Genomic DNA, 25,202 nt, shown 5'->3' with positions numbered 1-25,202 from the left:
CCGAACCTCCAGGCAAGTCGGTCAGATCACCAGATGCATGAAGAATAGACCGCTCAGTCGGAAAATTGGGGAGGCAGGCAGCGAGCTACCCGAAAAGCCCTTCGAGGCTGCCGCTACCGAACAGGTCGCTCAGGCTTCCGGTATTGATGCCGCTGAACGGTCCACCGATGACAACGAGGCTCGGCACGCCAGGAACGGGCTTACCCAACGTCTCGAGATCGAGAAGATCGGAGCAGGCACCGAGCACGGCGTAGGTTCCGTCCGGAACATCGGTCACGGTATCGGTGACCGTCTGCCCCTTGCCCACGTCGAACAGCGAGGCCGGATCGGTGATCTTGGGGTACACCACAAGGTTCGGATCAAGCAGTTTCAGCGGATCATCAAGCACAGCAGCAGAATCCGCGGCGTTGACGACAAACGCCTGGCACAACGGGGCAATTCCCGTGTTGTTGTTCGTGATCGTCAGCGCCAGATCGTTTCCGGTCACCTTGTACGAGACGACCGGCGGGACCACCTCGGCCGACGCAGTCGCAGGATTGACCATCGCGACGCCTGCCGCGGTTGCAGCGGCGACTGCCACGGTTCCCACTACGCGACGTACTCCACTCGTGCCCAGCTTCATCGAGGATCCTTTCGTACTGCGCCTTGAGTTCGGCAACAGTGCGCAGCCTAGATCGGATCTAGCGCCCGAAATGGCCCAATTGCCCCGCCGGGAGGGCATGCCCGAAAGATCGGGACAAACGTCCCCTTCTCGAAGAGCTAGCTTTTCGACTCAGTTCCCACTGGAGACGAAGGGCGTTCGCACCGGTCCGCCGACCGAACCGTGCGGTGCTACCAATCCACGCTTTTCGAGGATCGGACGCACACCCTCACCGAACTGATACGCCTCTTCGAGATGCGGATAGCCCGACAATACGAAGTGATCCAGTCCGATCGCCGCGTACTCGGCAATCCGATCAGCCACTTCTTGGTGCGAACCGACCAATGCGGTACCTGCTCCCCCTCGCACCAATCCGACGCCGGTCCACAGGTTCGGCGCAATCTCCAGCGACCGCGCTCCGACGCCCTCCTTGTAAGCCGAACCACCGCCGTGCAATTCGAGCATCCGACGCTGACCTTCGGAGCCGGATCGCGCAAGACTCGCCTGAGCCTGCTCGACGGTCGCCGGATCGAGCGCACTGAGCAGCCGATCCGCTTCTGCCCATGCCTGTTCCGAGGTGTCCCGGCTGATGACGTGCAAACGGATTCCGTAGTCGAGGTGACGACCTTGGACTTCCGCGAGGTCGCGGATCCAGGCGATCTTGGCGGCAACAGCGGACGGCGTCTCACCCCAGGTGAGGTAGGTATCCGCGTAGCGCGATGCGACGGTGCCGGCCGCCGGCGAGGATCCGCCGAAGAAGATGGGCGGTACCGGATCCGGAATACGCTGCAGCGTAGCTTTTTCCACGTTGACGTACTCGCCGGAGAAATCAACCGGACCGTTACCGGACCACAACTGGCGGATCACGTCGAGGAACTCGCCGCATCGTGCGTACCGTTGGTTCTTGTCGAGGAAGTCACCGAACGTGCGCTGCTCGTGGTCCTCCCCGCCGGTCACGACGTTGAGCAGCAGACGACCGCCCGACTGCCATTGGAAGGTTGCGGCCATCTGAGCGGCAAGCGTGGGGCTGAGCAATCCCGGGCGCAGAGCAACCAGAAACTTGAGTGTCTCGGTGGTCTCGAGCATCATCGCCGTCGTCAGCCATGCGTCTTCGCACCACGCGCCGGTGGGCGTGAGGACGGCTTCGAAGCCGTTCGTCTCGGCGGCCGCGCCGATCTGATTGAGGTATTTCAGCGTCGCCGGACGATCACCGGACATCGAGCTGCCGTGCCCACCCGCCATCAGATTCCGGGAATCACCGTAAGTAGGCAAGAACCAGTGGAAGCGCAGTGACACGGTGATTCCTTTCGTCGACGTACAGGCAGAACTCTTCTGTCATTACAACCACAGTCCACCTCGAAGAACAGGGTTGAAATCACCCTGATCGCTAGGGGTGCCCACTTTCGGCGCCGGCGATACCTTCGTGAATTTGCACCGCGACCCGGGGGCTCCGATGACCACGTTTGCCGAAGTCGAGCACAATTCACCGTTCTCGAACGAGACCGACGACGAGCGGCGATCCAGATTGAGAACCGTCGTCGCCGCGAGCCTGCTCGGCACGACGGTCGAGTGGTACGACTTCTTCCTCTACGCAACGGCAGCGAGTCTGGTCTTCAACCAACTGTTCTTCCCGAACCAGAGTTCGTTCGTCGGGACCATGCTCTCTTTTGCGACCTTCGCAGTCGGCTTTCTCGTTCGCCCCATCGGTGGAGTGGTGTTCGGTCACATCGGCGATCGCATCGGGCGCAAGAAGACGCTTGCTCTCACGATGTTCATCATGGGTATCGCGACGGCGCTGATGGGCGTTCTTCCGACCGCCGCTCAGATCGGAGTCGTTGCGCCGATTCTGCTTCTGCTGCTTCGTATCCTGCAGGGATTTGCTCTCGGTGGTGAGTGGGCCGGAGCTGTTCTCTTGGCGGTCGAACACAGTCCGGAGAAGAAGCGTGGACTGTTCGGCAGCATCCCGCAGATCGGATTGGCTCTCGGGTTGGCATTGGGCACAGGAATGTTCGCGCTGCTTCAGACAGTCTTCGACGACGACCAGTTTCTCCGTTTCGGCTGGCGCATCGCCTTCGTCCTGAGCCTGGTGCTCGTGATCGTGGGGTTGGTGGTCCGCTTGAAGGTGGACGAGACGCCCGCCTTTCAGGCCGTTCGCGACCTCGAACAGCGCTCGTCCGCCCCGCTCAGGGAAGTCTTTCAAGGAAAAGCCGCGCGAAACACCGTACTGGGCATGTTGTCTCGCTGGGGCGAGGGCGCCGCGTTCAACACCTGGGGCGTCTTCGCAATCACGTATGCAACCAAGACTCTGCATTTCGAAAAGGTTCCCGTACTTCTTGTGGTCACCGTGGCCGCAGTAGTGATGGCGATCTTGCTGCCGTTTTCCGGTTTACTCACCGATCGGTTCGGCCCGCAACGGGTCTACATCGTGGGCATCGCCGCGTACGGCCTCGCGATCTTCCCCGCCTTCGCACTGTTCGGTACCGAGAATCTCCTGCTCTTCGGAGTCGCGATGGTCGTGGTCTTCGGAGTGATTCATGCCCTGTTCTACGGCGCCCAGGGAACCCTGTATGCAAGCCTCTACCCCACAGAAATCCGGTACACCGGGTTGTCGGTCGTCTACCAGTTCTCGGGTATCTACGCCTCCGGCGTCACACCTCTGATTCTGACGGCACTGATCGGCGCCAGCGGCGGTTCACCGTGGCTGGCTTGTGGATATCTGGTGGCCACCTCGGCGATCAGCGTCGTCGCCACTGCGGCGATCAGGAAGCGTGATCTGCACTTGTAGCTGTCGTCATACAAATATCTTCCTATCTTGCATATTTGCTAGATATAGATAGAAACACCTGCCAAGAAGATCTAATCGAGATACGTCTTCGCATCGGATACATCGGTGTATCGTTTGGGTTCCACCCGATGGAGGCGCCGATGACGACTGGAACGGACAACTCGCCGGCCAAACGTGTCACCAAACGCCGTGGTCAAACCAGGCAGCGCCTGCTCGACGCGGCTGCAGACGCCTTCTCGGAATCAGGGTTCGGGCACGCGACGGTCGAGCAGATCTGCGAACGCGGCGGTTACTCCCGAGGCGCGTTCTACTCCAACTTCGATTCACTCGACGAACTGTTCTTCGCGATGTGGGAGCAACGATCTGCAGCAATGCTCGCTGATCTGCGGTTGGCGACGGAGTCGATCACCGCCGGTAACACCGTCGACATCCATGCCGCTGTCGCCCGGATCGTGGCGGTGGTTCCGGTCGACCCGCAGTGGTACCGGATCAACGCGGAATTCACCGCTCACGCGCTCCGCAACCCGGCACTTCGCAAAGCCCTTGCCGACCGTGAAGACGCGATCCTTCGCACCCTGTTGCCCATTGTGGAGTCCGCGCTCAGCGACGTCGGGCGAACAATCGTCGGCGACCCGACTGCGTTGGGACGGGCATTGGTCGCAGTGCACGACGGCACCAGCGTGCAGTGTCTCGTCGACACCGACACCAACGCCGCCTTTGCACTGCGCCGCGATATCTTCACTCGAATCCTGCTGTCCTACAGCGAAATAATCCAGAACAACCAATCGGAAGAGGAGCTGTCGTGAGCGAACAAGCTGACGTCATCGTTGTCGGGGCAGGGCTGGCGGGACTGGTCGCCACCTACGAACTGACACGCGCCGGCCGCAAAGTCCTTGTCGTGGAACAGGAGAACGCAGCCAACCTCGGCGCGCAGGCATTCTGGTCGCTCGGCGGACTCTTCCTCGTGAACAGCCCCGAGCAACGCCGACTCGGTATCAAAGACTCTCTCGAGTTGGCAATGCAGGACTGGATGGGCACTGCCGGATTCGACCGTGAGCGCGAAGATCACTGGCCTCGCCAGTGGGCCAAGGCGTACGTCGAGTTCGCGGCCGGCGACAAGCGTCAGTACCTGCACGACCTGGGGCTTCGTCTGATGCCGAATGTCGGTTGGGCCGAACGCGGCCGCGGAATGGCTCTTGGACACGGCAATTCGGTACCGCGATTCCACCTCACCTGGGGAACCGGCCCCGGCGTGGTCGATGTCTTCCTGACCAAGGTGATCGCCGCTCAGAAGCGTGGACTGGTCACGTTCAAGCACCGCCACCAGGTGGATCAGTTGGTGGTCACCGATGGTGCGGTCACCGGTGTACGCGGAACCGTCCTCGAACCTTCCAGTGATCTACGCGGCGTGAAGAGTTCGCGCACCCCCATCGGCGAATTCGAGTTCGCCGCACAGGCAGTCGTGATCACCTCCGGTGGAATCGGCGGCAACTACGAACTGGTGAAGAAGAACTGGCCCGAGCGACTCGGCAAGGCACCGAAGCACATGCTGACGGGAGTACCTGCACACGTCGACGGACGGATGCTCGAAATCACCGAATCCGCGGGCGGAAACATCGTGAACCGCGACCGCATGTGGCACTACACCGAAGGCATCCAGAACTGGAATCCCATCTGGCCCAACCACGGAATCCGAATCATCCCCGGACCGTCCTCGATGTGGTTCGACGCCACCGGCAAGCGTCTGCCCGTCCCCAACTTCCCCGGCTTCGACACGATGGGAACTTTCAAGTACATCCTCGACAGCGGCCACGAGTACACGTGGTTCATCCTCGACCAGAAGATCATCGAGAAGGAGTTCGCACTCTCGGGATCGGAACAGAACCCGGACTTCACCAACCGCGACTTCAAGCTCCTCCTCGAACGAATCAAGAAGGGCGCGCCGGGACCGGTCGAGGCATTCAAGCAGAAGGGCGCAGACTTCGTGGTGCGCAACAACCTTCGTGATCTGGTCGACGGCATGAACGCCCTCACCGACGAACCGCTCCTCGACTACGAGGACATCGAGCGCGAGATGATCGCCCGCGACCGCGAAGTCGACAACAAGTACAGCAAGGACTTCCAGGTCACCGCCATCCACGGTGCTCGTAATCTGTTGGCAGACAAGATCGTGCGCGTCGTTGCACCGCACAAGATCCTGGACCCCAAGAACGGCCCACTGATCGCGGTCCGGTTGCACCTGCTCACCCGCAAGACCCTCGGCGGCTTGGAAACCAACCTGGATTCACAGGTCATCAAGGCCGACGGCAGTGTCTTCGACGGCCTGTACGCAGCCGGTGAGGTCGCGGGCTTCGGCGGCGGCGGAGCCCACGGTTACAGCGCGCTCGAAGGAACCTTCCTCGGTGGCTGCATCTTCTCCGGCCGCGCAGCCGGACGAGCAGTGGCGCGCGACCTGTAGCCCCGAAATCAGGCGAGCGAATGCGTGACCAGTATGTGGTGGGCGCGCATTCGCCGTGCCTCATGCACGGATTGATGGTGGTGATGGTGCGTCGGCCCGCGCGCGTGGCGGACCAGATCGTGAACAGTACGGATGACGGTCGGCATTGCGACCCTCCCTCAGGAGATTGTGACTGCTGCTCTTGTCAGTGGAATCACTGTCTGGACAACGCCACTCGCGCCACCTCCTCCGGGTCGATCAGGTGGGTATGGTCATCGTCGCCGACGTCGATCTGCACTACCTCGATACGGCCGTTGAATGTGGTTGCGCCACTATAGTCGACACTGACAGGCATGCCGTAGTCGTCACCGACGTCAGTGGTCTCGTCCGCGGAGAAGACCATCGGTTGGGTCTGCTCGACGCGACCCGAGCCCACCTCGCGACCGTCGTGATAGATCGTGACACCGCCGCCCCTCGCGAGACCACCGCCGTCGTAAGCGAACTCAACTCTGATCTGATGTGATCCTGCCGGAATGTCAACGTCGGACCCGACGACGAACTCGGTCATGCCGAGCAGGTTGTAGACAAATTTGGCGCGCCCTTCCCGCGCGTAAAGTGCCCAGCCGCCGAACCTGCCGCCCTGCGCGATCATCACACCGTTGGCAGTAATGCCATCCGCGATGTCGACTGCTGCTGTGACACTGAACGATCGGTTCTTGATACTCAGCACGCTGTGCTCGCTCAGCCGTTTCATTCCGGGAAACAGAACCTGTCGGTTCCCGGACACCAACTGCGGACGCCCCGCGATGTGAGGGTTGAACCTCTCGAATCTTCGGTCGTCGATCGGAAGAACGTTGTACTTGACCGCTTCGATCAACCACAACCGTTGCAGTGCAGCGAGTTTCTCCGGCAACTCGGCCGCCAAATCCTTGGACTGCGTCCAATCCTGCGACCCGTCGTAGAGCTCCCACACGTCGTCGTCGAGAGCGGGGAGTGCCTCCGCGAACAGCCACGGAGTGCTGTGTCTGGTGACCGCACTCCAACCCTTGTAATAGATACCGCGATTGCCGGCCATCTCGAAGTACTGCAGATCGTGACGTTCGGCGGCTTCGGCGTCGTCGAAGGTGTAGACCATGCTGGTCCCCTCGATCGGTGATTGTTGGACGCCGTTGACGAAGGTCGGTTCCGGCAGTTTCGCGACCTCGAGGATCGTTGGTGCGACGTCGATGACGTGGGTGAATTGCGACCGCGTCTCACCCTTGGTCCGAATCCCAGCCGGCCAGTGCACGATCGTTCCGTTGCGAGTGCCACCCCAATGCGAGGCAACCTGTTTCGTCCACTGGTACGGCGTGCACATTGCCCATGCCCACCCCACGGAGTAGTGGTTGTACGCGTCCTTGGTACCGAACTTGTCTTTCACTTCCGCCATGAACTCGGGTGTTTCGATGGCGGCGAGTCCGTTGAAGTTGGCCATCTCGTTGAAGGCTCCGTTGATCGTCCCCTCTGCGGACGCTCCGTTGTCGCCGATGATGTAGTACACGAGGGTGTTGTCGAGAGCTCCGAGTTCCTCGATCGCATCGACAAGCCGGCCGACATGGAAATCGGTGTGTTCGAGAAACCCTGCATAGACTTCCATTTGGCGTTCGAGGACAGGCTTCATCTCCTCACTCATGTCCTCCCACGCCGGAATGGCCTCGGGGCGCGGGGTGAGGACCGCATCCGCGGGGACGACTCCCCGCTGCTTCTGCTGCTCGAGAATCGATTCGCGTTGCGCGTCCCAACCTCCTGCGAACCGGCCCTCGTACTTGTCTGCCCACTCCTTCGGAACATGGTGCGGTGCATGTGTGGCGCCGGGTGCAAAGTAGACGAAGAACGGCTTGTCCGGAGCCAATGACTTCTGCATCCGAACCCAGTCGATGGCGTGATCGGCCAGGTCCTCGGTGAGGTGGTAACCCTCCTCCGGTGTCTTGTCCGCCTCCACGGGCGCGACACCCTCGTACAGCGCCGGGTAGTACTGGTTGTTCTCCCCGCCGATGAATCCGTAGAAGTGCTCGAATCCGCCTTCTCCCGTCGGCCACGATGTGAACGGCCCCACCGGGGATGTCTGCCACGGCGGTACCTCGTGACACTTGCCGAACTGCGCCGTCGAGTATCCGTTCAGTTTCAACGTCATCGGTAGTGCGGCTTTGGTATTCGGGCGCAGACCGGAAAGTCCCGGAGCCGAGGTCGCGGTTTCGGTGACCGAGCCCATACCGACCGAATGGTGGTTGCGCCCACTCAGCAGTGCGGCGCGGGTCGGTGCACACAGCGCAGTCGTGTGAAACCGCGTGTACGTGAGCCCATTACTTTGCAATCGCTCAGCAGTCGGTGTGTCCGCTGGTCCGCCGAAGGCACTGCTCGCGCCATATCCCACGTCGTCCAACAGGACCACCAGAACATTGGGTGCCCCGGCCGGCGGCAGTAGCGGAGTGATCGGCGGAAACTCCGTGTCCGGATCCTTCGCGTCGTACGTCACCAGACCAAGATGTTGTCGATCCGGAATCGGTAGTACAGCGCGGCTCTGGCCTGTCGGATCCGTCATGACGTCTCGCCTTCTGTCTCTCACATGGCTCTTTCAAGCGTTTCAGGATCACGACGGCGTCGACATCATCCGTTTCGGGTGAAGGCGCACCATTGCCGCAGCGTGGAGGCTTGAAGGGTGGATCAGCCCGGACGTTTCGCTCCCACCCCGATCGGGCATGCCTTCCTCGTCCCCCGGCGCCGTGTGCGTGCCGGCCTGACCCAGATCCTGTGCGTCGTCGTAGGACTGGCTGCCGGACTGGCGATGCCATATTTACGTAGCGGCCCAATGATTCCCGCCCGTCAGGTCAGCGAGATGCTCGTTGCACTCGGGCTGGGGTTACTGGGTGTAGTCGCAGTGATCTTCTCGCTACTGTTCCTTGTCGTCCAGTGGGCCGCGACCACCTTCACTCCTCGCTTGTTGTTGTTCCGCGACGACCCCATCGTGTGGCGGACGTTTGCCTTCGCCATAGGCCAGTCGGTTTTCGACATCACGGCAGCGCTCGCCATCAGCAACGAAACGGATGTGTCCGTGGTTGTGCCAAGTCTCGCAGTGCTGGCGCTCTTAGCCACGCTGACGCTGATCAGGCTGCTCCAGCTGCGCGCATTCTCGGCCATCCAGTTGGCTCCTGTACTGACCTCGATCTCGAGTCGTGGCCGAGCAGTCTTCGCCGCCGTGTACCCCACCACCGATCGGGAGTTGCCTCCTCTACCAACACTTCCGGTGATCACGACTATCGAGTGGCATCGACCGCCGGCCGTTCTGCAACAGATCCTCGTCGAAGATCTCCTGCAGAGCACTCGGAACTGCCGATCCATGGTGGTCCTCCGAGTGTCGCCGGGTAGCACGCTGCGAGACGGATTGCCGCTCGCCGACGTCTACGGCGGACCCATGCCCGCCAACACGATCCTTGACGCCTTGGTCAGTGGGAGTGAGCGGACCTTCACCCAGGACCCCCTACTCGCGATTCGGTTGTTGGCTGACATCGCGCTCAGAGCGCTCTCACCCGCTATCAACGATCCTGCAACGGCCGTGCAGGCTCTGGACGAGATCGAAGACCTCCTCTCTCTGGTGGCCGCCGTTCGCGCAGATTCGATCCGGGCCGTCGACGAGCGTGGTGATCTGCGTGTGGTGATTCCGCTACCCGACTTCACGACCTTCGTCAGAACCGGACTGGACGACGTCATAGCCTCGGCATCGAACTCACCACTCGTTCTGGGCCGACTTCGCGACCTACTTTCGCACGTCGCCGCCCAATCGGAGTCTCGGAACCGCGATATTCTCGCCACGCGCGCCCGCTGGATTGATCAGCTGTCACAAGGCTTCCCTCGACTCGAACCCCCGTTGTGAACCCGTACAGATTTACGGGCCATCGCGTCAAGGCATCGTCAAGATCGGTCTCAGCTCAACGGGAAGTATCGATACTGACTCGGTGAGACATGCAGTGATACTCGGACACCGTGGAGTCATATCGTCGACCACCCGCGCCGGCGGCGAACCTGAGAAGCAAAAGCTCTCCGTCGCAACCGGACTGGCGGGTCTGTCGCTCGACGCGATGGCCTCGGTCTCGTACGGTCCAGAGGCCATCGTGTTGGTGTTGGCCCTCGCCGGCGGCGCGGGGATCGGCTTCACCGTGCCGGTGACGATCGCCATCGCCGTGCTGCTTGTGGTCCTGGTGGCGTCGTATCGCCAGGTGATCGCCGCATTTCCCGAAGGCGGTGGCGCGTACGCCGTCGCAAAGAAGCATCTGAGTCCTCGCGCAAGCCTGACTGCCGCCGCATCGTTGATCGTCGACTACACCCTCAACGTCGCGGTATCGATCGCAGCCGGTGTCGCGGCTCTGACCTCCGCCTTCCCTGCGCTTCTTCCCTATACGGTCTGGATCGCACTGGCGATACTCGGCGGCATCACGGCACTGAATCTGCGGGGCATCGCAGATTCCGCGCGGGTATTCATGTTGCCCACCGTGGTTTTTGTCGTCAGCATCTTCACGGTGATCGGTGCCGGACTACTTCGGGAAAACCCTGCCGCCGCCACGGCTCCCTTCCTCGCCGACAACGCACACACGATCGGCATTCTCCTTCTGCTCAAGGCATTTTCGAGTGGTTGCGCCGCATTGACCGGTGTCGAAGCCATCGCCAACGCGGTACCCAGTTTCAAGAAGCCTCGCGTGCGTAGCGCTCAGCGTGCCGAAGTAGCTCTGGGAATCCTGTTGGGCACCATGCTGATCGGCCTTGCCGTGTTGATCGAGAAGTTCTCACTGGCCCCGGTCCCTGGAACAACGGTCCTGTCGCAACTCACTTCCGCTGCCCTCGGAAATGGTGTGGGCTACTACGTCGTCCAATTCTCCACCGTGATTCTGTTGGCGTTGGCCGCGAACACCTCGTACGGCGGACTTCCCAACCTGATGCGGATCCTCGCCGACGACAACGTGCTCCCGCACCGCTTCAGCCGGAAGTCGACGCGCGACGTCTTCACGTACGGCGTTTTGTCGCTCGGTGGCGTCGGTGCTCTCCTGCTCATCGGATCCGGCGGAAACATGAACACCTTGGTGCCGCTGTTCGCCATCGGTGTGTTCATCGGATTTACGCTCGCGCAGTTCGGCATGGTGCGCCACTGGCTCGCTGAACGGACACCGGGCTGGAAGTGGCGCCTAGCGCTCAACGGTTTCGGGGCTGCGTTGACTTCGATCGCAGCAGTGGTGACTACCGCCATGAAGTTCACCGAGGGCGCCTGGTTGATCGCTCTCGCGCTCCCTGCGCTCGTCCTCGGCATGGAACGCATCCGCGGTGCGTACACACATATCGGTACGCGGTTAACCGTTCAGGGTGAGAACGATTCTCTGTCTATCGGATACAAACCAGCGGTCCTAGTACCCGTGTCCGAAATTACGTCGCTCTCCACCCGCGCGATGGCCGCGGCAACGGCAATGTCTTCGCAGCCCATCGCAATTCGAGTCTGCCTGGCCCACGAATCGACGACGGACTTCACCCGCCGATGGCAAGCCCGACACCCGAATTCGCGTTTGATCGTCATCGAGGACACCGAGAATTCCGTGGGGAACACCCTCGCTCGATACATCCGCACACACTTCCCCCACCGGGAAACCTTTGTTGTCGTCGCCACCATCGACCCGGCGACCAGATGGCATCGGATACTCCCGAGCCAACGGACCGATGAGATCGCTCATGCACTGCGCAAACACACCGAGGCCGTGGTGTGCCAAATTCCGGTCCGGATCGATCCGGCTCACCGCGATCCCGCCCTACGCGCGTGAGCAGACGTTCAGAGCGAGGTCCCGAACAACATGCCGAGCAGATACGTCGCGCCGGCAGCGCCATAGCCGATCGCAAGTTGGCGTAGGGCCCTCTTGAACGGCGGCCCGCCCGACAGCAACCCGACCACAACGCCCGTCGTCAGCAACGCGATCCCCACGAGTACGGACGCGACGATCAGAGCCGTCATGCCTTCCAGGCCGAACAGATACGGCAACACCGGAATGATTGCGCCCGAGGCGAAGAAGCAGAAACTTGCCGCCGCTGCGCCCAATCCGGTTCCGACGGCTTCATGGTCGTCGACAACGTCCGCGGCGCCGAAGGTGCTGTTCGCGAGGACCTCGGCGGCGCGCTGGTCCGCTTCCTCGGCGGACATGCCACGGGCCCGGTAGACCAGCGCCAATTCGTTGGCGTCGACGTCGAGCAGTCCGACGGCTTCGCTGGCCGCGGGACCAGGATTCGACGCTTCCAACAACTCTCGCTGCGAGCGGACGGAAACGTACTCGCCGGCTCCCATCGACAGGGCGCCGGCCAGAAGCCCGGCCATGCCGGTGATCAGAACGATCTGGTTGGAGACGCCGCTACCGCTGATGCCGAGCACGAGAGCGAGATTGCTGACGAGGCCGTCGTTGGCTCCGAAGACGGCGGCACGAAACGTCCCCGAAAGTCTGTTCCGACCCCGAGTGGCCAAGGCCCGCACCACTTCTTCGTGGATCTTCTCGTCCGCGCCCATCGATGCGGTCGCGTCGGCATCGTTCGGATACGGGGATCGCGTCTCCGCGCGCTGGGCAAGAGCGAGCACGAACACGGAACCGAAACGCCTGGCCAGAAAGCCCAGTATCCGAGTGCGGATATCGCCGCGTAGTGGTTTGCCGACGTGATCGCCGAGAAGCGCTCGCCAGTGCGCCTCGTGTCGGCCCTCCGCGTCGGCCAGGGCGAGAAGGATTTCGCGCTCCTCGCCGCTGCGCCTACTCGCGAGGTCGCGGTAGACGGCGGCCTCGGCTTGTTCGTCGGCGAGGTATCGTCTCCAGCGCTTGACATCTCGCCGGTCTGGATCGGGTCGTGCGGCCGGAACTGTGGACATCGTGTTCCCCTTCCGGTGAGGCGGTCACGCTTCGAGTACGCGGTCCATCCACGTCGTCAGATCATTGATGACGTCGTCGCGGTTGGTCTCGTTGAAGATCTCGTGTCTGGCGCCCGGATAGGTGTAATAGGTGACGTCTTCGATCCCCGCCGAGTTGTACCGTTCGACTGCGACGTCGGTACGGCTCAGCGCGGCGTTGAGAGGATCCGAGGTACCGACGAAGACCAGGATCGGAAGGTCTTGTCGCACGCCCTCGACGTCGACGAACCTCGGCCCCGCTGCGATAAGTCCGCCCATGCCGGCGTCGTCCAGGCTGAAACCGCACAGTGGATCGTTGATGTACAAATCCACCTGCGCTTCGTCACGGCTGAGCCAGTCGTGCGGAGTTCGGGCCGGTTCGAATTCGGCGTTGAACTGGGCGAGGACGTCCGGGCCGTCGTTGACGAGGCTCTCGATGAGTTGATCGACCGCGGTGGTCCCCGACAGTGCAACGGCGTCGATCAGGTGCGAATGATCGAGGATGTACTGCTGCGAAGCGAACGAACCGAGGCTGTGGCTGAGCAATACGACGGGCAGGCCGGGGTGTTTGTCGCGGATGATGCCCGTGAGGGTCACCATGTCTGCCACCAAGCGGTTCCAGCCGTCGTCGCCGATGTTGCCTGGGCCGGCGTGCATGCTCTCACCGTGGCCGCGGTGGTCCGCCGCATAGACGTGGAACCCGCGAGCATTCAGGGCTTCGGCAACGTGTGCGTAGCGTTTTGCGTGCTCACCCATACCGTGCGCGAGTTGAACAACCCCTCGAGGTTCCTGCTCGGTGGGCCATTCGTGGACATGAATGACCACTCCGTCGTCGCTGGTGAAGGTGAACATGCGCTACTCCCGGTGGTCGCGATCCGGACAGGTCATTTCTCATGCTAGATCCGCAGCAGCAATCCATCCGGGAAGTAGGTCCTGATCACCGGCGAGCCTGATTCGTTTCTGCACATCCGGCCTCGGATTCGGATATACCGGACACGGATGTTCCGGAGCCAGTTGTCGACCAGCTTGAGGAGTACAGAGCGATGAATCCCAACCGCATGCGCAACGTCGGCTTGTTGGCGGCTCCACTTGCTGCTCTCGCCCTTCTCAGCGGTTGCGGCTCGGACGAAACGGGAACGGCCGAGAGTTCACCGGCACCCGCCTCAACCACGAGCGCCTCTGCGCCGACGACCCAGACCGGTACTGCCGCACCTTCGACGACCCATACCGACCACACCCAAACCACAACCTCGACGGCACCCAATCCCGAAGGCTGCGCGATCGGGGAACTGAACGTCACCCTCGGCGAGTCGAGTGGCGCCGCCGGTTCTGTGGAGCTTCCGGTGGTCTTCACCAACACGGGCGGTCGCACGTGCACGCTCGACGGTTTCCCCGGCGTCTCGTATGCCACGGGAGCGTCCGGAAGCGAAGTGGGTGCTGCAGCCGGCCGCTCCGGATCCGGTTCACTCGTCTCCCTTGCCCCTGGCTCTGCCGCAACGTCTTTGGTGCGCGCCACGAATGTCGAGAACTACCCGGCAGATCAGTGCGGCGTGACCGACGTTGCGGGACTGAGGGTTTACCCGCCCAACAGCTACGACTCGGTCTTCCTTGCCTACCCCACCAAGGGATGCTCGATGACCGGCGCGAACATCAACCAGCTGACGGTCGCGCCGGTCGCCCGCTGAGTCACGGCTTGAGGCGTCGTAGGCCCCAGAGCGCCGGCAGGAGGAACAAGCCCGAAAGGATCAGGACGAGTGCAGCTTCCGTGAACTGGAAACGCCAGAACCGATCAGCTGAGTGGTAGCGAACTTCGTAGTGGTCGACGCCGTGTTCCCGCAAACAGATCTCCATCTCTCTGTTCTGCTGCGCTGAGAGCACATCCATGCGGAGGCTGTACTCGGCGCCGGTCTCCTCCGGGCGCTGGTCGTACGGGTTCTCGCCGCCTGATCCACCCCACGTGCACTCGTCGTATTTGATGTCGACCCAGTTACCTCGGAGGTCGACATATCCCTGCGCGAGTTCCCAATTGACCGCGGGAATACTGGTATCGCTCGAATAGTAGGAACTGAATCCGGCGACGGGTGACGTTCGGACACTCGGCTCGGCGTAATCGGGTCGTGCAACCAACTGAAATGCTGCCAGGATCGCAACAACACCGACCATCGTGATCGCCATTGCGCCGATCGAACTACGCACCAGCAAAGCCAGAGCTGCTCCGAGCATGAGTGCCATGAATGTGTATGCACCCAAGACCAGTCCGCTGGATTGAAAGAGCGGATACGACAGGTTCGATATCTCGACGAAAGTCGAACGCCCGGCAACAAATGCATACCGGGAGTTGTCCGGGAGAGATCGAGCCCATTGCAGTGCAAATCCGAGCAATGCCGAAGCCACAGAAATCGGCAGGAAGACGATCAACACCCGGGTCCAGAACCAACGAGTCCGACTGACCGATTGAGTAAGCCCCAATACGTGCGTTCCCTGTTCGATATGCCGCGAAAACACGGTGACACCGATCAACACGCCGAGGAACACCGGCAGAGCCGTCGCAACCACTGTCGTCAGTGTGAGAGCAGTCTCTGCCGTGCAGATAGCGGTGATGTCATCGAAGCAACTGAGAGGCGATCCGAAGAGTTGGGCTTGTCCGCCGCTCTTGATGATCGCACCACTCGACAAGACAATGACTGCTAATGCCGCGAGGAATCCCAACGACACAACGAGCGATGTCCGGTGATGCCGCCACGTAACCCAGATCATGCCGCCACCATCGTTTCCGCGCTCAGGTGCCCGAGCACCACGTCGTCGAGAGTTGCGTCGTCGATCACCCAGCCGGCCCGAGGGCTCGGACGGACTCCCTCCACTACATGAGAATTCGACCGCATCCCCTTGTCGGTATGAATGACCGCACCGGCGCCGACCACGTCCGAAGGATCGCCGTCCCCGATCAATACGTAATGGGCAGCGATCAATTCATCCAACGGACCGGACAATCTCGCGTTTCCGCCGCCCAGCAGGAGAAGTCGATCCGAGAAGTCTGCCAGTTCGGAAACGATGTGTGACGACAGCAGAACCGTGGTGCCGTACTCGGCAACGTCTTCGAGCAGAGTGGTCGCGACGGACCGCCGTGCCACGGGATCGAGATCTGCCAGAGGCTCGTCGAGTAGAAGCAGCTGCGGTCTGCGTCCGAGCGCCAAAGCCAGTGCAACCCTGGTTCGTTGACCTGGTGACAGAGTCTTCGCCTTTGCATCGAGAGCAATCCCAGCGCGCTCCACCAGATCCAGAGCGTACTTCGCATCCCACTTGTCGTTGGTATACGCACCGAATCGAAGAAGTTCCGCAACAGTGAATTTGGGGTACAGCGGCTTGTGCTGAGCGAGGTAGGACAGGCCTGGGCAGATGCCGTCCTGATCCGGCGTGCTGCCCAGTACCGAGATCGAACCGTGGTCAGGCATCGTCAACCCGACAGCCAAGGACATCAGTGTGGACTTACCGGCGCCGTTCACCCCGACCAGGGCAGTGATGCTTCCCGTTGCGACCTCGAAAGTGCAGGCGTCGAGCACCTTCTTCTTGCCGAAGCGCTTGTCCACGTCCTGCATCGTCAGTGCCGATTCTTGCGCAGTCATGATGTCTCCCCCTGCTTTCCGGACGGATCCGATTCGATGAACGTCTTCTCGAGCTCCAAACTCACCAATGCTTCGATGTCCGTGCGCTCGAGTCCGGCGGCCACGGCATCTGCAACCCAACGCGCCAACTCACGACGGAGCGCAGAGCTTTCCGCCATACCGGGCTTTGCCAGGGACTTCACGACGAACGTGCCCAATCCGGGCCGCGGGGCGACAAGTCCGTCGCGCTCGAGTTCCTTGTAGGCCTTCAGGACTGTGTTCGGGTTGATCGCGAGCGCTCCCACGACGTCCTTGGCTGTGGGCAGCCGATCCCCGACTTGGAGATCACCGAGCCTGAGCGCCTGCTTCACCTGAAGGACCAATTGCACGTAAGTGGGAATGCCGGATCGGCGGTCGATACGGAAGTCGATCATCCGAACCCTTTCACTAGTTCATTAGTGGAATAGATATTTACCCTGCCTTGACCTCCCGGGTCAAGCCAGACGACCCCTGTAAAGTGCAGATGCCCCGGTTCACCGGGGTGCCACGCTGCTCGTGTGAAGTTCGGTGAAACCCCGGCACTGTCGACGCAACTGTGAATTCGCCCGTCACTACTCGAGGCGAACGAGTCAGGTCACCGGCCTCGTGGCGACACGATGGTTCTCGGACGAAGGACCGCTCGTGGCGCTTCGCCTCGCGGCCGCGCTGCTCGCGACCCTTCACCACTAGCGGAGGGGTGGCTGTGAGTACTCGGCCGACACGTAGATTCAGATCTGTACTTGCAGCACTGACGGTGAGCACCGCACTGCTTGCCGGTGCCTGCAGTAGCTCGACGTCCGATGCACCCGCAACCACAGCCGCCTCGGACGGCTCGTTCCCGGTGACTGTTGTTTCCGGTCCCACGGATTCCGGCACGGACATCACCATCGAGTCACGTCCGCAGTCGATCGTGTCACTCAGTCCCAGCGCCACCGAGACCCTGTGGGCCGTCGGCGCGGGCGATCAGGTGAAGGCCGTCGACAATCAGTCCGACTACCCGGCCGGTATCCCGGTCACCGATCTCTCGGGCTTTCAACCGAACGTCGAAGCCATCCTCGGCTACGCACCGGATCTGGTGATCGCATCGGATGACATGAACGATCTTGTCTCCGGACTGCAAAAGGCGAAGGTGCCGACACTCCTGCTACCGGCAGCCACAAGCATCGACGACGTCTACGCCCAGATCGAGCGCGTCGCGAAGGCCACCGGCCACGAGGACAAGGGCACCGAAGTTGTCGACACCATGCGCTCGGACATCGACGCCGCTGTCGCCAGTGTTCCTGCGCGCCAACAGCCGCTGACGTACTTCCACGAACTCGACTCCTCGCTCTACACCGTCACGAGTTCGAGCTTCGTCGGGCAGATCTACTCGCTGTTCGGAATGAAGAGCATCGCCGACGCCGCGGGGCAGGGCGACTATCCGCAGCTGTCCGCCGAATTCGTGGTGCAGGCCAATCCCGATCTCATCTTTCTCGCAGACTCCCAATGCTGTGGAGTGACAGCAGAATCCGTCGCCGCTCGGCCCGGGTGGAGCGGCATGAAAGCGGTTACCGGCAACCAGATCCATGTGCTCGACGAAGACCTCTCCAGCCGCTGGGGACCTCGCGTCGCCGATCAGGTGAAGGCCGTCGCGGCAATCGTCGCCCGAGTTCCCGCGGCCTGAGCACTCGATGATCAAAGCCGGTATCTCCCACCATCGGACCGCCGTTCTGCTCGGCGCCGCGCTGATTCTGTGCGCTGCCTTGCTGATCGGTGTTCTGGTGGGGCCGGCCGGTTTGACGCCTGATCGGACCATTCTCGAACTTCTGGACGGAATACCCGGCATCAACCTCGATTCCGGTCTCACCGCGACACAGCAGGCGATTCTCTGGCAGATCCGGCTTCCGCGAGTAGTACTGGGCGCGTTGGTCGGAGCAATGTTGGCCGTTGCCGGTGCCGCCTACCAGGGCGTGTTCCGAAATCCCTTGGCAGATCCGTATCTCCTCGGCGTTTCCAGCGGAGCCGGACTGGGAGCAACCCTCGCCATCGTTTCGGGTGGAGCGCTGGGCATGTTCGGAATTCCCATGGCCGCCTTCGTCGGTGGTGTGCTGGCCGTGTTCGCAACTTATTCGCTCGGCCGAAGCATTGGCGGGCCGCAGAACGCGGTAGTCATCATCCTCGCCGGTGTCGCAGTCGCGGCGTTCACGAATGCAGCGCAGACTTTTGTCCAGCAGCGGTTCGACGATTCACTCCGCGAGGTCTATTCCTGGCTGCTCGGCGGATTGTCCACCGACGGTTGGTCGGAAGTTCTGGTTGTCCTGCCGTACGTCGCGCTGGCATCTGCCGTCATCCTGGTACACCGACGCGTACTCGACGTGATGGCCGTAGGTGACGTCGAAGCCGCCAGCCTCGGCGTCGACCCGGCCAGATCACGCCTGGTACTGGTGCTCGCCGCAACTCTGGGAACGGCGGCGGTCGTGAGTGCAAGTGGACTCATCGGCTTTGTCGGAATCGTTGTTCCCCATGCGGTTCGACTGGTCGTCGGCCCGTCGCATCGACTGCTTCTCCCCCTGTCACTCATGCTCGGAGCGGCGTTTCTCGTCCTCACCGACGTTGCCGCGCGCACGGTCATGGCACCGGCCGAACTCCCCATCGGGGTTGTGACCGCCATGATCGGCGCTCCGTTCTTCCTTCTGGTTCTGCGCCGCAGCCGGGTCTCGGCATGACCGACAGCGCAGTGCGGTGCCGCGACCTCCGAGTCAACCTCGGCGGCAAGGACGTCGTCGACGGCATCGATCTCGATGTGACACCAGGCGATTGGGTTGCCGTGGTCGGGCCGAACGGCGCCGGCAAGACAACCTTGATGCATGCCCTCGCCGGATTGATTCCGTCTACCGGTGAGCTCTCGGTCGGGGGACTGAGTCCTCGCAATTCCAGCCGCAAGGCGATGTCCGCCGTCGTCGCGTTGATGCCTCAGCGTCCGGTAGTACCCGAGGGCTCAACGGTTAAGGAACTGGTTGCGCTCGGCCGCACTCCCTATCTACGACGCTTCGGAACCGAAACCGCCACTGACCGTTCGGTGATCTCTTCGGTGATCGAGAGGCTCGACCTCACCGAGTTCGCAGATCGACGAGCCACCGAACTTTCCGGTGGCGAATTGCAACGCGTGGTCCTGGCTCGGGCACTGGCCCAAGAACCGCAGGTACTGCTCCTGGACGAACCCACCAGCGCGCTCGACATCGGTCACCAGCAGCAGGTTCTCGACTTGGTGGAGGAACTGCGTGAAGCCGACAACATCACGGTCATCGCCGCGATGCACGACCTCACTCTCGCGGGTCAGTACGGTCGACGAATCGTGCTGCTGGACAAGGGCAGCGTCGTTGCCGACGGCACACCCTCATCGGTGCTGGAGGCAGACCTCCTCGGCCGCGTGTACGGCGCTCGGGTCGAAATCCTGGACCGGCCCAGCGGTCCCATAGTTGTTCCGATTCGGCAGGAAGGCACCCGCTGATGGAATTGGTGATGCTCGGCACCGGCGCTGCCGACGGTTGGCCGAACCCGTTCTGTACTTGCCCTTCCTGCCTGGCTGCCCTGTCGAGTGAAACCATTCGCGGGCACACCGCTGCACTGGTGGACAACAGAATCCTGTTGGACTGTGGTCCCGAAGTACCGCGTGCCGCGTCGCGATTCGGTCGCACGCTGGCACACGTCGAACACATCCTGCTGACGCATTCTCATCCCGATCACCTCGGCCCGATGGCATTGCTGTTCCGGTCCTGGGCCTCGCGCACCGAACCACTACAGGTTCTCGGACCACCCGACGCGCTCGCTCTCTGCCGAGACTGGGTGGGCCCGGATGACCCGGTGACCTTCACACCGCTCGAGACCGGCCAGTCGATCATGTTGGGCACCTATCGCGTTCGCGCACTCGAAGCCGCGCACGAAGTGCCCACCCTTCTCTACGACATCACCGACGCATCCGGAACCCGAATCTTCTGGGCCACCGACACCGGGCCTCTGCCCGAATCCACTGTCGACGCACTTGCCGACGCCCGTTTCGACGCCGTCTTTCTCGAAGAGACCTTCGGCTACAAGACCGACCACGGCACCGGGCACCACGATCTGTCGAGTTTCGCGGAGACGGTGTTGCGGCTCCGCAACTGCGACGCGATCGCCGATCGAACCGATGTGGTCGCCGTACACCTCGGACACCACAACCCAGTCGAAAACGAACTCTCGGAAGCACTTCGCGTGTCCGGGGCGCGAGCGGTTCCGGATGGAGCTGTGCTCGAGATCGGGGTAGGACAGGGCCATCGAACTCTGGTCACCGGTGGCGCCCGCTCGGGCAAGTCCACTTACGCGGAGGGCCTGCTTGCCGGCTACCGGAACGTCACGTACATCGCCACCGGGGATCCGCAGGACGACGATCCCGACTGGATCGAACGAATTGCGTCGCATCGCGCGCGGAGGCCGTCGACGTGGACGACGGTAGAGACCTCCGACGTGACCGAGATTTTCGCGGCCGCAACAACACCGATCCTGCTCGATTGCCTAGGCACGTGGTTGACCGCACGTCTGGACCGACATCAGGCGTGGGCGACAGAAGATCTCAGCGCCGTCCACGCAGATATCGACCGGTTGGCCGACGCCTGGACCGCCTGTCCGGTTCCGATTGTCGCCGTCACGAACGAAGTGGGAAGCGGCGTCGTCCCGGACACGAAGTCCGGGAGGCTGTTCCGCGATCTACTCGGTCTGGTGAACAGCCGCATCGCCAGTGAATCGGAGTCCGTGGTCCTGATGACCGCCGGACTCCCCCTGAGCCTGCGCGTGTGACGTCAGAGCAATCCGGTGAGCTGACGCGCACAATCGAGTAGAAAACCGACCAACTCTCGATCCTCATCCGTCACTCGCCCGCTCGCTCCCTGAACACACAACCCGCCTGCCACCTGGTCTGCGTGATCTCGAACCGGTACTGCCACCGCGGATCGACCCAGGCGGCATTCCTGGTTCTCGAATGCAAAACCCTGCAGGCGAACAGACCTCAGCTGCTCATACAACGCATCGAAATCACCGAGGGTGAACTCCGTGACCCGGCGAAGTTCCAAACCCGAAAGTAACCGCTCGTCGTGCGCCAACAGAACCTTCCCCAGCGCATTCGCGTGAAGGTTCTTGGCCAGTGCCGCTATTCCGATGATCTCGTGATCCGGATCCTTGTCGACGAACCGCAAGCGCCCACCGGCGAATGACGCGACGTGCAATCCGAACCTCGTGTGTGTCCGCATGTCCTCGACGCGCTCGTGCAGCGTCGGCGCCGGACCACTCGACGACGCCGCATGCGAGAGCTCGGCAGTCCGACGTCCCAACGCGAACCCTGACAGGTCCGGCACCCGCACGAGAAAGCCCTCCGCCACCAGCAGATTCAGCATCCGGTACGCCGTGGCCGATGGAACGCCTGCAAAAGTGGCGATCTCCTTCGCGGTTGTTCCCGGTCCCAGATGAGCCACCGCCTCGAGCATCCCCAGCGCCTTCTGAACCGCACGCGGTTGTTGTCCACTGAAGTGGGTCTCTTCGCCGATCTGTTTTCCTGATCGTGGACCAGCGGTTGCACGGTCCGCGGTCACCGCCCATGCTCCGGCGAGTCACCCTCGGCGGTCCCACGATCCGGAACGAGTCGCCTTCGCCCGTCACCGTCGATCAGCAGAGTGCCAGCACCGGGCAACAGGTCCGCCGTCTCGACGCTGTCGAAAGCGCCAACCATCAGAAGGCTTTCAGGTCTGGCTCTACGGAGCAATGCGCTCCACACTGTCCCCGACACCGCAACAGCAAGAGCAGCGATCGGCAGTGCCCACATCCCGTGAACCGCACCGTCGAGAACGATGTAGACCAGTAGACCAGCACCGGCGGTACTCACGGACAGGGTGCATATCCGGGTCAGCGACGTATGTTCCCCGATTCGGCGCAAGAACTTCCACGAAGCAAAGGCCACCAGCGTGTAAGCGCAGACCAACGCGGTCTCCACCACGCCGTCGAAGGATCCCGAATCGTCGCGAACCGTATCCGAATAGATGAATACGCCTGCCGCACTTACCGCGACGAACGCAAGTACCGCAACGTACGGGGTGCGGAACCGTCTGTGCACGCGAGCGAGCGGCGCAGGTAGTACCCGTTCGATCCCCATCGAATACAACAACCGCGAACCCGCCTGCGCACAACCGAGAGTGGATGCGAACCAGGAACACGTCATTCCGATCTTGACTGCCAGAACCACCTCCGCGCTGGCCCCCGATGCCGTTCCCTCGAAGTACGCTCCGACGATCGTCGCGCCGTGGCCGGTCATCGCCGCCCAGGCCGCAAAAACGAAGAGGACCCCGCAGATGATCGGCGAAATGAGAACCGTGCGTGTGACGCTGATGAGTGGTCGCTTCGCTTCCGGACCGAAGAAGGCCGAACTTTCGAAGCCCGCCATGCTGAGCACCGTCAGCATCGCGAGAAACGGAACTGCACTCAGCGCCGGATTCGGCAGGGCAACAGCAGTTGTCGTGTCACTGTGCGTCGCCAGCATGACCACGACGATGAGAATCAACGAGCACGCTTCGACGACCAGGATCGCTCGGGTGGCGAACCGGACGCCGCGCACTGCAATCCACGCTACGGCCAGGGCAATCGCCACCGTCGTGATCACTGTCGCGGCAGTTCCTCGCACGTCGGGGCCGACAATGGCGATGGTATCGAGCAGACTCGGAACCGCCTGCGAGAAAACCGAAACCGAGATTCCGAGATACCCGAGTACCAGTGCGGCGCCCGCCGTCAGTGTCGCCCGGATACCGGAGCCTTGGAAGACGAAGCTGTACAACGATCCTGCTGCGGCCAGTCTCCGCGTGAATTGAGTGATGCAGAACGCAACGAGAAACACCGCCGAAGTTGTCGCAGCAATCGCAGCCAACCCGACGTAGCCGGGACTGTAGGTGATCATCCACAGGGCGATGAACACCATTCCCGTTGCCGGAGCGATCGTGGAGAGTGATTGCCCCAACAGGTCGATCGGGGTCAAACGTCCTCGTCCGAGACCACGGAGCGGGGAGAACACGGGCTCACTGTGTTGATCCGCATTCTGCGCTCGCGTGATCGCCGCACGCAGTGCCGCACTCACGGCCATGTGTCACCGTCCGTCGCGTCCAGGCCCGAACCTACGAGCGAATTGTCAGAATTCGGTCAAGTTAGTCCGCTTATGTTTCCGCGCAGTTTCCACGATGGCGCGCACAGAACTTTCAAGTGAGAATCCGACTCTGTTTCCCACCCAGCGTCATGCCGGATCAAGGGCGGCCGACGGCATCCGGCCCCTCCGGGAGCACCTTGACCTGCGAGTTCTCCGATTCTCACACGACAACTGCTCTCTCAGTTGCACCTCGTCCAGGCGTAGCGCGGTCGACGCGGGTTCGCAGCATCGCCCGTACAGGATGTGTCCCACACACCACCGGCACTACCCGAGAGGAACGGAGGAAGCATGGACTTGGTCAGCGCCACCACTTCGGCGATCATCGGATTTGTTCTCCTGCTCGCCGGCATTCCCAAGCTGAACGACCACGACGGGGTCCTTCGTTCGGTGCGCGGATACAAAGTGTTGCCGGTGCGACTCGAAGTACCGATCGCTCGCATCCTTCCCGTCGCGGAAACCGTCGTAGGCATCCTTCTGGTTCTCGGCGTGGCCCATCGCCTCGCCGCCTTGGTTGCTGCCGTCATGTTCGCGTCGTTCTTCACGGGCCTCACGATCAACCTCCTGCGTGGGCGACGCGATCTGGACTGCGGATGTTTTGCATTCGGAGTCGGCGAGATTCCGCGTATCGGATGGTTCCACGCCGTTCGCGCCGGAACACTCGCGGTGATCGCTGTGGCACTGTCGGTCACCGCCGGACAGGCTGAGATCGGCGTCCAGGTCGTGGCGGCGACCTTCGGATTCCTCCTCGTTCTGGCGGGAGTTGCTCTCGCACAGATTCGTTCGGTGGTCCACCTCGGACGACGCCCGGTCGACGACTACCTGTCGAGCGCCTCCATCCGCCTCCGAACCGCCGAAACCGCGTCCCGGTACGGCTCGTGACTCACATCCCCACCACTGAAAACTCGAAGGCAGGACTACCACGATGACCACTTTCCTCCTTGTCGCGACAGTGATCCTGGTGATCGCCGTAGCCGTACTGTTCTTGATGGTTCTTGCTCTGGCTCGTGAAATCGGCCGCGTACAAGTACGTCTCGGACCTCTCGGTGCCCGGATGATGGATACCGGCCCCAAGGTCGAACAGGCCGGCCCGTCGTTTGCCGGTCTCATCGATCAGGAAGGACGGACCGTCGGAGTCGGTGGTCACCGCGACAAACCTCAACTCCTGCTGTTCACAGCACCGAGTTGCTCGACGTGCAAGAGCCTTCTTCCCGGCGTAAGGGCAATGGCCCGAGCCGAATCGGATCTCGACGTGATCATCATCTCCGACGGAACACCCGAAGAGCATCGCGAGTTCCTGGCCGGCAGCGGGATCGGTTCCGAGCTCAGTTACATCGACGCTCGAGACGTCGGTATCGCATACCAGGTGGGCACCACTCCGTACGGCGTGATTCTCGACGAGCACGGCAAGATCCGAGGAAAGGGCCTGTGCAATCACATGGCTCAGGTGGAAAGCCTGCTCAATGCGCTCGAATCCGGCACCCCCTCACTCCAGCACCTTCATGCCCAGGCGAAATCCGGCAGCGCGGCCTGATCTTCCTGCACAGTTCGATCCTCTTCACGAATCAGG

At 62.0% G+C, this 25,202-nt stretch carries 22 protein-coding genes; 12 read left to right on the top strand and 10 right to left on the bottom strand.

Translation table 11 applies throughout. The annotated features are described in order from the left end of the window. Positions 1-85: 85 nt before the first annotated feature. Both AC2ETI_RS20610 and AC2ETI_RS20605 read right to left on the bottom strand, forming a co-directional pair. Complete coding sequence (locus AC2ETI_RS20610; RefSeq protein ID WP_020970975.1) at positions 86-622, bottom strand: hypothetical protein; 537 nt, start codon at positions 620-622, stop codon at positions 86-88. Positions 623-772: 150 nt separating this feature from the next. Then, the gene (locus AC2ETI_RS20605) at positions 773-1,936 is read right to left on the bottom strand and encodes an LLM class flavin-dependent oxidoreductase (protein WP_003940457.1); all 1,164 of its coding nucleotides are present in this window, start codon (positions 1,934-1,936) and stop codon (positions 773-775) included. A 157-nt stretch (positions 1,937-2,093) separates the two neighbouring features. Between AC2ETI_RS20605 and AC2ETI_RS20600 the strand changes: the two genes are divergently transcribed. From AC2ETI_RS20600 to AC2ETI_RS20590, 3 genes are all read left to right on the top strand, one after another. Further along, entirely contained in the window at positions 2,094-3,425 is a 1,332-nt protein-coding gene (locus AC2ETI_RS20600; RefSeq protein ID WP_020909324.1) for an MFS transporter, read from the top strand. Between the two features lie 140 nt (positions 3,426-3,565). After that, positions 3,566-4,231, top strand: a complete 666-nt coding sequence (locus AC2ETI_RS20595; RefSeq protein ID WP_029537099.1) for a TetR/AcrR family transcriptional regulator — start codon at positions 3,566-3,568, stop codon at positions 4,229-4,231. Beyond that, the gene (locus tag AC2ETI_RS20590; RefSeq protein WP_483634328.1) at positions 4,228-5,883 is read left to right on the top strand and encodes an FAD-binding dehydrogenase; all 1,656 of its coding nucleotides are present in this window, start codon (positions 4,228-4,230) and stop codon (positions 5,881-5,883) included. Before AC2ETI_RS20595 ends, AC2ETI_RS20590 begins: the two co-directional genes overlap by 4 nt. A 193-nt stretch (positions 5,884-6,076) precedes the next feature. Here AC2ETI_RS20590 and AC2ETI_RS20585 read toward each other — a convergent pair whose 3' ends face one another. Next, entirely contained in the window at positions 6,077-8,443 is a 2,367-nt protein-coding gene (locus tag AC2ETI_RS20585; protein WP_020970977.1) for an arylsulfatase, read from the bottom strand. A 117-nt stretch (positions 8,444-8,560) separates the two neighbouring features. On the opposite strand from AC2ETI_RS20585, the gene AC2ETI_RS20580 reads away from it, so the two are divergent. Further along, the gene (locus tag AC2ETI_RS20580) at positions 8,561-9,772 is read left to right on the top strand and encodes a DUF2254 family protein (protein WP_387403302.1); all 1,212 of its coding nucleotides are present in this window, start codon (positions 8,561-8,563) and stop codon (positions 9,770-9,772) included. Between the two features lie 94 nt (positions 9,773-9,866). After that, a complete protein-coding gene (locus AC2ETI_RS20575; RefSeq protein WP_070795595.1) occupies positions 9,867-11,699 on the top strand; it encodes an APC family permease in 1,833 nt (610 codons plus the stop codon). Between the two features lie 8 nt (positions 11,700-11,707). Here the strand turns inward: AC2ETI_RS20575 and AC2ETI_RS20570 are convergent, their stop codons facing one another. Next, a complete protein-coding gene (locus AC2ETI_RS20570; protein ID WP_483634327.1) occupies positions 11,708-12,781 on the bottom strand; it encodes a VIT1/CCC1 transporter family protein in 1,074 nt (357 codons plus the stop codon). A gap of 24 nt (positions 12,782-12,805) precedes the next feature. Beyond that, complete coding sequence (locus AC2ETI_RS20565; RefSeq protein WP_003939910.1) at positions 12,806-13,651, bottom strand: alpha/beta hydrolase; 846 nt, start codon at positions 13,649-13,651, stop codon at positions 12,806-12,808. A gap of 191 nt (positions 13,652-13,842) precedes the next feature. On the opposite strand from AC2ETI_RS20565, the gene AC2ETI_RS20560 reads away from it, so the two are divergent. After that, entirely contained in the window at positions 13,843-14,484 is a 642-nt protein-coding gene (locus AC2ETI_RS20560) for a DUF4232 domain-containing protein (RefSeq protein WP_483634326.1), read from the top strand. Between the two features lies 1 nt (position 14,485). On the opposite strand, the gene AC2ETI_RS20555 is transcribed toward AC2ETI_RS20560, so the two are convergent. The 3 genes from AC2ETI_RS20555 to AC2ETI_RS20545 are packed head-to-tail and all read right to left on the bottom strand — an operon-like array spanning position 14,486 to position 16,835. Continuing rightward, entirely contained in the window at positions 14,486-15,556 is a 1,071-nt protein-coding gene (locus AC2ETI_RS20555) for an ABC transporter permease (protein ID WP_483634325.1), read from the bottom strand. After that, positions 15,553-16,422, bottom strand: coding sequence for an ABC transporter ATP-binding protein (locus AC2ETI_RS20550; RefSeq protein WP_483634324.1), 870 nt, complete (start codon positions 16,420-16,422; stop codon positions 15,553-15,555). Before AC2ETI_RS20550 ends, AC2ETI_RS20555 begins: the two co-directional genes overlap by 4 nt. After that, positions 16,419-16,835: a GntR family transcriptional regulator gene (locus tag AC2ETI_RS20545; protein WP_007729675.1), complete on the bottom strand. Its 417-nt coding sequence runs from the start codon at positions 16,833-16,835 to the stop codon at positions 16,419-16,421. Before AC2ETI_RS20545 ends, AC2ETI_RS20550 begins: the two co-directional genes overlap by 4 nt. A gap of 308 nt (positions 16,836-17,143) precedes the next feature. Here AC2ETI_RS20545 and AC2ETI_RS20540 point away from each other — a divergent pair, with 308 nt between their 5' ends. Genes AC2ETI_RS20540 through AC2ETI_RS20525 form a run of 4 tightly spaced genes read left to right on the top strand, consistent with a single transcriptional unit; the run spans position 17,144 to position 21,252 of the window. Further along, positions 17,144-18,103: an ABC transporter substrate-binding protein gene (locus AC2ETI_RS20540; protein WP_483634323.1), complete on the top strand. Its 960-nt coding sequence runs from the start codon at positions 17,144-17,146 to the stop codon at positions 18,101-18,103. Between the two features lie 7 nt (positions 18,104-18,110). Beyond that, positions 18,111-19,145: a FecCD family ABC transporter permease gene (locus AC2ETI_RS20535; protein ID WP_141488301.1), complete on the top strand. Its 1,035-nt coding sequence runs from the start codon at positions 18,111-18,113 to the stop codon at positions 19,143-19,145. After that, positions 19,142-19,930, top strand: a complete 789-nt coding sequence (locus tag AC2ETI_RS20530) for an ABC transporter ATP-binding protein (RefSeq protein WP_050657036.1) — start codon at positions 19,142-19,144, stop codon at positions 19,928-19,930. Before AC2ETI_RS20535 ends, AC2ETI_RS20530 begins: the two co-directional genes overlap by 4 nt. Next, positions 19,930-21,252, top strand: coding sequence for a bifunctional adenosylcobinamide kinase/adenosylcobinamide-phosphate guanylyltransferase (locus AC2ETI_RS20525; RefSeq protein WP_483634322.1), 1,323 nt, complete (start codon positions 19,930-19,932; stop codon positions 21,250-21,252). The genes AC2ETI_RS20530 and AC2ETI_RS20525 overlap by 1 nt, the downstream gene beginning before the upstream one ends. A 2-nt stretch (positions 21,253-21,254) precedes the next feature. Here the strand turns inward: AC2ETI_RS20525 and AC2ETI_RS20520 are convergent, their stop codons facing one another. Continuing rightward, positions 21,255-22,040 carry an IclR family transcriptional regulator gene (locus AC2ETI_RS20520; RefSeq protein ID WP_019745572.1) on the bottom strand — a complete coding sequence of 262 codons (786 nt, stop codon included), beginning with the start codon at positions 22,038-22,040 and terminating at the stop codon, positions 21,255-21,257. Next, positions 22,037-23,575 carry an APC family permease gene (locus AC2ETI_RS20515; protein WP_483634321.1) on the bottom strand — a complete coding sequence of 513 codons (1,539 nt, stop codon included), beginning with the start codon at positions 23,573-23,575 and terminating at the stop codon, positions 22,037-22,039. Before AC2ETI_RS20515 ends, AC2ETI_RS20520 begins: the two co-directional genes overlap by 4 nt. 348 nt (positions 23,576-23,923) lie before the next feature. Between AC2ETI_RS20515 and AC2ETI_RS20510 the strand changes: the two genes are divergently transcribed. Together AC2ETI_RS20510 and AC2ETI_RS20505 are read left to right on the top strand one after the other, a co-directional pair. Continuing rightward, positions 23,924-24,514, top strand: a complete 591-nt coding sequence (locus AC2ETI_RS20510) for a MauE/DoxX family redox-associated membrane protein (protein WP_007729691.1) — start codon at positions 23,924-23,926, stop codon at positions 24,512-24,514. 43 nt (positions 24,515-24,557) lie between these two features. Continuing rightward, positions 24,558-25,166, top strand: a complete 609-nt coding sequence (locus AC2ETI_RS20505; protein ID WP_019745575.1) for a redoxin domain-containing protein — start codon at positions 24,558-24,560, stop codon at positions 25,164-25,166. Positions 25,167-25,202 lie beyond the last annotated feature (36 nt).

The sequence above is a fragment of the Rhodococcus sp. MurmanLake-1 genome, assembly GCF_056945715.1.
This window is presented reverse-complemented; position numbering and strand designations above follow the sequence as displayed.